A 317-nucleotide genomic window follows, 5' to 3' on the forward strand; every position below is an offset into this window, starting at 1 on the left:
CAACCATAAGGCCAAGGTGCGCAAGTTCAATCTCACGGCCGCTTTGCGGTTCGTGGATCAGGTCAACAAAGCCCGCTCGGAAGGGGGAAATAGTGAAAGCTCTTAAATCCACGGCCAGCCCGACGATTCAGGCCTATGGCGAGCTACAGGCAGCGTTTGAGCACTACAACGCCGCTCTGTTCGATGGCCAGCTCCCGCACTGTCTCATCACGATGCAGCGCGAAAAGCGCACCTATGGCTATTTCTCGTCGCGCCGGTTCGCCAACCGGCACGAAAAGACCATGACAGACGAAATCGCCATGAATCCATCCTATTTT

General features: G+C 55.5%; 1 pseudogene. It reads left to right on the forward strand.

Annotated features, from left to right (window positions below):
- Positions 1 to 92 precede the first annotated feature (92 nt).
- A pseudogene (locus tag HMPREF2886_RS27285) lies at positions 93 to 317 on the forward strand (sprT domain-containing protein); the annotation flags it as partial.

It is taken from the genome of Pseudomonas sp. HMSC066A08, assembly GCF_001813025.1.
Classification (GTDB): domain Bacteria; phylum Pseudomonadota; class Gammaproteobacteria; order Pseudomonadales; family Pseudomonadaceae; genus Pseudomonas; species Pseudomonas aeruginosa.